Here is an 8402-nt window from a genome sequence, read left to right as displayed (position 1 = left end):
AAAGGGGCGGAGGGGAATGGCGAGACTCCTGCGGGAAAAAAGTGCTTGGTGAGACCCCACAGGACGCAGTCCGAGGAGGCTCACCGCGCTCCCGCGGAAAGCGAGCTATTCCCCGCAGCCCGATCCACCCAACAAAAGTCTCGAAACTGAGTCTTCAAGAAAAGGGAGCTTCTATTTAAGAATAGTGAAAAAGAAAAAGACAGCTGGGGATCAGCTGTCTGTGTAGTGGTTTATGTTGTTTTTTCAGCGTAAACCTTTTTCACTTCGTGTTGCCTGGGCTTGTTAGGTACTTCGTGATGATGGCGGCAACGCGGTTCGTATGATTCCGATGCACCGACTAAGATGATTGGATCGTCATAGGAAGCGGGTGCTCCATCGATCAAGCGTTGAGTACGGCTGGCCGGTGAACCACAAATAGGGCAGATGGCGTTTAACTTTGTAACACTTTCACTTAATGCCATCATTTCCGGCATTTTGCCAAAAGGCTCACCTCTGAAGTCGGTATCCAGTCCAGCGACGATGACGCGTATGCCTTTGTCTGCCAAACACTCGACGACCTCTACGATATGCTCGTCAAAAAACTGCAATTCATCGATTCCTACGACATCCACTTCATCCGTCACATGCTGAAGGATATCCAACGAGCTTTTTACAGGACGAGCCATTACAGAAGTGCCGTTATGAGATACAACCGCATCTTCTTTGTACCGGTCATCAATCGCAGGTTTATAGACACGGACCGTCAAATTACCAAAAGTCGCACGCCTGACACGGCGGATCAACTCCTCTGATTTCCCGCTGAACATACTTCCGCAGATGAGTTCGACCCATCCACTCTGTTTCATTACATACACGTCTACTGTCGCTCCCTTCTCACTCAATCAAGCTTCAAAATATGGGGGGATCATCCGGTATCCTCCCCTTTATTTCAACAAAAAAGAGCTCCCTTGATGACACCGGTTTAACGGCGGCTTCAATCACCAAGGACAGCTCCCCTTATTGATAAGTCCTTTAAAGAGTATAATTTGCACCTTTCCAACAAAGGCTTTTATACCCCTATTTTTTGACAAAAAAACAGGCAAACATCTGAGACAATTTGCCTGTTTTTGTTCAAAATGATGAAGTCCCTCTCAGGAGAGAGGGCATCATAATTATGAAAGGTTATATTTCTTCTTGAAGCGATCCACACGGCCGCCAGCTTTGTCAGCTTTCTGCTTACCTGTGTAGAACGGGTGAGACGCAGAACTAATCTCTACGCGGATCAATGGATACGTGTTTCCATCTTCCCACTCGATTGTTTCTTCAGAAGACTGAGTAGACCCTGTTAGAAACTTGAAATTAGAACTTGTGTCTAGGAATACAACTTTACGGTATTCTGGATGAATTCCTGCTTTCATGTTCTTCCACTCCTTTTTGCCCTGAATCCTTTGGAAACAGAGTTATTGTAAGAGCCGTCGAAGGTTCGTGATAACACCTTGTACTGAAACTCACATAGAATGATTATAACAGGGGCTCCCCCCTGATGCAACATCCAGTTTCAAGAAACATACAATCGTTATCACCATTTCCCCTTTTTAACGACGGGCGGCTGTTGCCTTCCCTTTCATATCTTTATCCATTAGATCGAAAAACTCTTCATTATTTTTCGATGCCCTCAAGCGACGCAGGAATCTGTCTGTGAAGTCCTGCGAATCAGACATCGATTTCCGAATGGCCCAGATTTTATCCAGGTGGGTTTGAGGAAGAAGCAATTCTTCTTTCCTTGTTCCTGAACGAAGAATATCAATCGCAGGAAAGATCCGACGCTCAGCAAGACTTCGGTCAAGATGAAGCTCCATGTTTCCGGTTCCCTTGAACTCCTCATAAATGACGTCATCCATGCGTGAACCTGTATCCACAAGGGCGGTAGCAAGAATCGTCAAGCTTCCTCCTTCTTCAATGTTACGAGCTGCACCGAAGAATCGCTTCGGACGGTGGAAGGCAGCAGGATCGATTCCTCCTGATAATGTACGGCCACTTGGAGGAATGACCAGGTTGTAGGCGCGAGCTAAACGAGTGATGCTGTCCATGAGAACAATCACATCACGTTTATGTTCAACAAGACGCATCGCTCTTTCAAGCACCAGTTCAGAAACCTTGATGTGATTTTCAGGAACTTCATCAAACGTGGAACTGACAACATCTACATCCGGAGCTACCGAGCGCTCAATATCTGTTACCTCTTCCGGACGTTCATCAACAAGCAGAATGATGAGTTTCGCGTCTGGATGGTTTGTTGAAATGCTGTTAGCCATCTGTTTTAAAAGCATTGTCTTTCCTGCTTTTGGTGGAGCAACAATCAAACCACGCTGGCCATAACCGACGGGTGCCATCAAATCCATAATTCTTGTAGAAAGCTTTTTCGTTTCTGTTTCAAGCTTCATTTGACGGTCCGGATACAACGGGGTCAATGCCGGGAAGTGGACTCTTTCCTTTGCTGAGTCTGGATCTTCTCCGTTTACGGCATCGACGTGCAAGAGACCATAATAACGTTCGTTCTCTTTAGGCGGACGTACCTTACCAGATACCTTGTCCCCATTTCTCAAGTCAAAACGACGGATTTGAGAGGCAGAAATATAAATATCTTCTGCACTTGGAGAATAATTGATTGGTCTTAAAAAGCCGAAACCTTCTGAAGGAATAATTTCAAGGATTCCGTCCATGAACAGAAAACCATCTTTTTCAGCCTGGGCTTTCAAAATCGCAAATATCAATTCGCGCTTTGTCAGTTTTGCATAGTAAGAGACTTTATATTGCCTTGCTTTCGCATAAAGCCCTTTCAACGTCATTGTTTCTAAATTGGAGATTGTTAAATCCGCCACGTGATCACCACTTTTTATTAGTTTTCTTTATTTTTTAAGTCACTCAGAGGCACGCATGAAAATCTTGGTGAAATATTCTTTCCCATTCTTAAAGATGGAAAGGCTGAAAAAACACCGCACATAACGCCCATTTTACATATAGAATTAAAAACTTCTCTAAAGGATTAATTGAATAGATCTGCTTGAATAGAAGATCTGCTCCCTCCCAAAGGGAGGCCATTTCTTCAGCAGAACTTTTTTGTTAGAAGGTTGAGAAGAAGTTAAGTTAAATGAAGTCAATAAATAGAAGCATTTGGAGACGTGTGTCATGATCTTCTATCCTAATCAAACAATCTTTATTGTACTCCTGTCTTTCTTTAGTTTCAATGTTAATTTGAGAAATGTTTAAGAAGGTGGGTTATTGTAGATGAAGAGGAAGCTGATTTTACTGCAGCTTCCTCTCTCATTGATGAAGGATGTTTTCATTATGGTTTCATGACTAAGTTTGGCTTTTTCTTCAGGCTGTGGTCCCCGTCAATGAAACGAACGGTTCCGGATTTAGCTCTCATAACTAACGTTTGAGTTGTCGCTTTCTGTCCTTTAAATTGCACGCCTTTGAGGAGTTCGCCATCGGTGACACCGGTAGCGGCGAAAATGGCATCGTCCCCTCCACAGAAATCTTCCATATAAAGGACTTTGTCGACATCTTCAATCCCCATCTGTTCACAACGGAGACGTTCCTCGTCATTTGCAGGAAGAAGTTTGCCCTGGATTTCACCACCAAGACACTTCAGGGCGACGGCTGCGAGCACCCCCTCAGGGGCACCACCTATCCCGAACAGAATATCGACACCTGTATGATCGAAGGCTGTATTGATAGCAGCGGCGACATCACCGTCAGGGATCAGCTTGATTCTTGCACCAGCCTCGCGGATCTCCTCAATGATCCTTTGGTGGCGTTCACGATTCAAGACAACGGCAACGACATCTGCCACATCTTTCTCTTTGGCCTCAGCGACAGCCTTCAGGTTTTCAGCAATGGAGGCGTTGATATCCACTTTCCCTACAGCCTCTGGACCGACAGCTATTTTATTCATATACATGTCAGGGGCATGTAAAAGCTGCTTATGATCAGCGATTGCTAAGACAGCAAGGGCATTCCACGTTCCTTGAGCCACAATGTTTGTACCTTCGAGCGGATCGACAGCTACATCCACCCTGGCTCCGTACCCATTGCCGAGTTTCTCACCGATATAAAGCATAGGTGCTTCGTCCATTTCCCCTTCTCCGATCACGACAGTCCCTTTCATCGGGATCGTATCAAACACATCGCGCATGGCTGAGGTTGCCGCATCATCGGCTTCCTCTTTCTTTCCTCTCCCCATCCAACGCGCTGATGATAATGCTGCTGCTTCTGTGACTCTAACTAATTCCATCGATAGACTTCTTTCCATGGTGATCTCCCCGATCAATCAAAGATTTTTCCTCATCTCCCCATGGAAATCATGAACTTACGAATTTTGGAATTGCTCAATCTCTTCGTCTGACATCTCCTCATACCAGACTTTTGCACCTAAATCGATCAGCTTGTTTGTAATATTTTCATACCCTCGTTCAATGTGATCGACTCCTGTGATCTCAGTCACACCATCAGCCATCAATCCAGCAATGACAAGGGCAGCCCCGGCACGAAGGTCTGTTGCTTTCACTTTTGCTCCCTGCAGCTTAGAAGGGCCTGTCACAATAGCAGAACCACCTTCGACTTTGATCGAAGCATTCATACGTCTCAATTCATCGACATGCTTGAAACGAGCCTGATAGATGGTATCTGTGACAACACCTGTACCCTGGGTCTGTGTTAGTAAGGAAGTGAACGGCTGTTGTAAATCTGTCGGGAAGCCTGGATAAACGAGTGTCTTAATATCGACACTCCTCAACTCTTTCCCTGGTTTGACGTACAACTGCTCATCATTTTCTTCAATCGTGACACCCATCTCTCTCAGTTTCGCTAACAGAGACTCCAAGTGTTGCGGGATGACGTTATCAATGATCATCTCCTCACCTTGCGCAGCAGCCATAATTGTGTAAGTGCCTGCTTCGATCCGGTCAGGGATAATCGTGTGAAGACAGCCTTTCAGTGTATCCACACCTTCAATACGGATGACGTCTGTTCCTGCCCCTTTGATTTTCGCTCCCATACTTGTCAAAAGGGTAGCCACATCAATGATTTCAGGTTCTTTCGCTGCATTTTCAATGACTGTCTTACCTTTTGCACGAACGGCAGCCAGCATAATATTGATTGTAGCTCCAACACTGACAACGTCTAAATAAATGCGGGCACCCTTCAGTTCTTTAGCGCGAAGGTAAATGGCCCCCTGTTCATTTGTCACTTTAGCACCAAGAGCTTCGAACCCTTTAATGTGCTGGTCGATTGGCCTCGGGCCTAAGTGACAGCCTCCGGGCAAACCGATGACAGCTTTATTAAAGCGGCCTAGCATCGCCCCCATAAAATAATAGGAAGCTCTCAACTTTTTAACTTTCCCATTCGGCAAGGGCATGTCTACCATTTCAGAAGGATCGATATGTACGGTTCTTCCATCTTTACGCACCGAGCCACCGATCTCTTCTAATAAGTCCGACAAGATCCCAACATCAGAAATGTCCGGAAGACCTTCAATCGTTACAGGGGTTTCCGCCAAGATTGCCGCCGGCAGCAGGGCTACAGCACTGTTTTTAGCACCACTCACCCGAACCTGTCCACGTAATGGTCTTCCGCCTTCCACTAATAGTTTATGCATGTGAAACTCCTCGCTTTAAGGTGAAGATTATGGTTTTTAGTATGTGCAATATTTTCCAAAACACACAACTATTTTTGATTATTCCAGTCATTCAGGAATTTTTCAATCCCCTGATCCGTCAATGGGTGTTTAACAATCTGGCTCAGAACTTTGAAAGGAATCGTAGCAATGTGCGCTCCGTGAATAGCCGCTTCCGTTACGTGAACAGGATGACGGACAGAAGCTGCGATGATTTCCGTGTCAATGGCATGACGGTCAAAGATTTCTGAAATCTGTGCCACGAGTTCCATTCCGTTATGACCGATATCATCCAGTCTACCAAGGAATGGTGATACGTAGGAGGCACCGGCACGGGCTGCCATCAACGCCTGATTGGCTGAGAAAACCAAGGTTACATTTGTTTTGATATTCAAATCACTGAAAGCTTTCACTGCTTTCAGGCCTTCCAGTGTCATCGGAACTTTCACTGTAATGTTCGGCGCAATCGCAGCAAGTTCCTTCCCTTCCCGAATCATTCCTTCTGAATCTTCAGAGATGACTTCTGCACTGACTGAACCATCCACTTCATCTGTGATTTCTTTCAGACGGTCATGGAAGGATACTCCTTCTTTCGCTACAAGGCTCGGGTTTGTCGTTACCCCAGCTAAAAGCCCTAGTGCATTTGCTTCCCGAATGTCTTCTATGTTTGCCGTATCAATAAAAAATTTCATATCCCCACTCCTCTTCGCTTCATTTTGTTGCTCCAAGTTGATGAAAATAGTCGAATGATGGCGTTTTCATACATGATGAAAAGGAAACCGCTACAGTGTAGCGGCTTCCTTCAAACTATTATTACGCTTTTTGAGAAGATCCGAATTCACGCATCTTGCCAATAACTGTTTCCTTGATCGCATCACGACCAGGTCCAAGATATTTACGTGGATCGTACTGCTCAGGTTGTTCAGCAAGAACCTGGCGAACGGCTTTACCTTGTGCCATTTGGTTCTCAGTGTTTACATTGATTTTAGCTGTACCGAAAGAAATTGCTTTCTTGATATCAGCTGTAGGGATGCCTGTACCACCGTGAAGAACAAGTGGCTTGTCAACAAGTCCCATGATTTCTTCCATGCGGTCAAAGCCAAGGTTCGGCTCACCTTTGTAAGGTCCGTGTACAGAACCAAGGGCTGGTGCGAATACATCAACGTTTGTTTCGTCAACCAATTGCTTACACTCAGATGGGATCGCGTATGCTGCTTCCGCATCGTCAACGATGATGTCATCTTCTTGTCCACCTACACGGCCAAGCTCTGCTTCAACAGATACACCGTGGATATGTGCAAGTTCAACAACTTTACGAGTGACTGCAATGTTGTCTTCAAGTGGATCGTGGGAAGCATCGATCATTACAGAAGTGAATCCAGCGTGGATCGCTTCTGCACATTTTTCAAAGCTTGAACCATGGTCCAAGTGAATCGCAACAGGTACCGTTGTACCATAAGACTTCATCAGTGCTTTTACCATGTCGACAACAACGTTGAAGCCGCCCATGTAACGTCCTGCACCTTCAGATACACCCAGGATTACTGGAGACTGCTCTTCTTCAGCAGCCTGAAGAATCGCTTGAGCATATTCTAAGTTATTAAGGTTGAACTGACCTACGCCGTAGCGTTCTTCCTTAGCTTTTTCTAGCATTTCTTTCATTGATACTAGTGGCATGAAAGAATCCTCCTTTAGTTAGCGTACTGCATTGTATTTACAAGTCTGTTTCCATACGAAAACACACCATGTAAGTTTGGTTACAGTATTAGAATACCAATACCCTTTCTATGGTGCAACAGCAGGAGGATTATATAGCGCTTACATCAAGAAAAAAGTCATGAACGGCTGTGAACAAGGGTTCCATTAACCATTTCTTTCAATTTATGGATGTCAAATGGCTTAGATATGATATCTGTGACAAAAGGAAAATCTGCTTCCTTTTCAATTGATTCCTTAGATGCCCCTGTAATGATAATGACAGGGGCATCAAAGTGCATTTCTTCTAAGTAGAGCAACACTTCTTTGCCGTGCATGACAGGAAGATTATAATCCATAATAATAAGATCCATGTCCTTTTCTTCCACAAGGTCACATGCTTCACGGCCGGTTTTTGCACTTACGGTTTCGTATCCTTCTGTTTTGAGAATCTCTTCTAACAGGAGTCGTATCCCTGGCTGGTCGTCCACGATGAGGATTCGATTTGCCATGCTTTTTACCTTCCCTTCTATCATCTTTAAATTTTTAAATTCTTCTCACTATCTCTCTATCCCTGTATTTTCTATACCTTAATGGTGTATTCCTGCGCACGTACGTTCTATTTGTCAAAATTTCTGTAAAAATTTCTCTTCCCACTAAAGCTCCCTTTAGTGTAAGACTCAGTTTCGAGATGTTTGTGTGATTCTAGAGGCTCCGGGAAACGGTTCGCTTTCCATGGGGCGGGCGGTGAGCCTCCTCAGGCTATGCCTTCCGGGGTCTCACCTGTCCCACACGTCCCATAGGAGTCTCACCGTTCCCCTCCGCCCCTTGACCTTATAAGTGTCTCAAAACCACTTCTAAAAGGGGCAGCTTGAATGGTTGAAGGAAGTGGATGATTCGAACACTTGTCTTCATAAGTAAGGTTCCAATTCTTTTCCCCTAGGCGGGTATATAGTGCGTTGTATCAAGCAATTGCGTTTGCTAAACGTCAATGGGGTAGCGTTTATATCATTCACTTCTCATAACCATACGAGCTGATTTTTTAAGTAGT

General features: G+C 44.9%; 8 protein-coding genes. All 8 read right to left on the bottom strand.

Features of this window, described 5'->3' with window-relative positions; genetic code table 11:
* Positions 1-230 precede the first annotated feature (230 nt).
* The 8 genes from VKA52_RS00705 to VKA52_RS00670 all read right to left on the bottom strand — a co-directional run bounded on the left by VKA52_RS00705 (position 231) and on the right by VKA52_RS00670 (position 7863).
* Positions 231-854, bottom strand: a complete 624-nt coding sequence (locus VKA52_RS00705) for a thymidine kinase (protein WP_160910892.1) — start codon at positions 852-854, stop codon at positions 231-233.
* Between the two features lie 297 nt (positions 855-1151).
* The gene (locus VKA52_RS00700) at positions 1152-1397 is read right to left on the bottom strand and encodes a type B 50S ribosomal protein L31 (protein WP_160910891.1); all 246 of its coding nucleotides are present in this window, start codon (positions 1395-1397) and stop codon (positions 1152-1154) included.
* A gap of 177 nt (positions 1398-1574) precedes the next feature.
* Entirely contained in the window at positions 1575-2861 is a 1287-nt protein-coding gene (gene rho / locus VKA52_RS00695) for a transcription termination factor Rho (protein ID WP_089654858.1), read from the bottom strand.
* Between the two features lie 464 nt (positions 2862-3325).
* Entirely contained in the window at positions 3326-4294 is a 969-nt protein-coding gene (gene glpX / locus VKA52_RS00690; protein WP_326313847.1) for a class II fructose-bisphosphatase, read from the bottom strand.
* A 57-nt stretch (positions 4295-4351) separates the two neighbouring features.
* A complete protein-coding gene (locus tag VKA52_RS00685; RefSeq protein WP_160910886.1) occupies positions 4352-5638 on the bottom strand; it encodes a UDP-N-acetylglucosamine 1-carboxyvinyltransferase in 1287 nt (428 codons plus the stop codon).
* Between the two features lie 68 nt (positions 5639-5706).
* Positions 5707-6348, bottom strand: a complete 642-nt coding sequence (gene fsa, locus VKA52_RS00680) for a fructose-6-phosphate aldolase (RefSeq protein WP_160910884.1) — start codon at positions 6346-6348, stop codon at positions 5707-5709.
* Positions 6349-6469: 121 nt separating this feature from the next.
* Complete coding sequence (gene fba, locus VKA52_RS00675; protein ID WP_115823376.1) at positions 6470-7333, bottom strand: class II fructose-1,6-bisphosphate aldolase; 864 nt, start codon at positions 7331-7333, stop codon at positions 6470-6472.
* 158 nt (positions 7334-7491) lie between these two features.
* A complete protein-coding gene (locus VKA52_RS00670) occupies positions 7492-7863 on the bottom strand; it encodes a response regulator (RefSeq protein WP_326313846.1) in 372 nt (123 codons plus the stop codon).
* Positions 7864-8402 lie beyond the last annotated feature (539 nt).

The organism is Halobacillus sp. HZG1 (assembly GCF_035818575.1).
In the GTDB taxonomy this organism is placed as follows: Bacteria; Bacillota; Bacilli; order Bacillales; family Halobacillaceae; genus Halobacillus; species Halobacillus litoralis.
This window is presented reverse-complemented; position numbering and strand designations above follow the sequence as displayed.

Coding starts and splice junctions, on each gene's coding strand:
- fsa (WP_160910884.1), bottom strand. CDS start 6,348: ATGAAATTTTTTATTGATACGGCAAACATAGAAGACATTCGGGAAGCA.
- VKA52_RS00685 (WP_160910886.1), bottom strand. CDS start 5,638: ATGCATAAACTATTAGTGGAAGGCGGAAGACCATTACGTGGACAGGTT.
- VKA52_RS00700 (WP_160910891.1), bottom strand. CDS start 1,397: ATGAAAGCAGGAATTCATCCAGAATACCGTAAAGTTGTATTCCTAGAC.
- glpX (WP_326313847.1), bottom strand. CDS start 4,294: ATGGAAAGAAGTCTATCGATGGAATTAGTTAGAGTCACAGAAGCAGCA.
- VKA52_RS00670 (WP_326313846.1), bottom strand. CDS start 7,863: ATGGCAAATCGAATCCTCATCGTGGACGACCAGCCAGGGATACGACTC.
- fba (WP_115823376.1), bottom strand. CDS start 7,333: ATGCCACTAGTATCAATGAAAGAAATGCTAGAAAAAGCTAAGGAAGAA.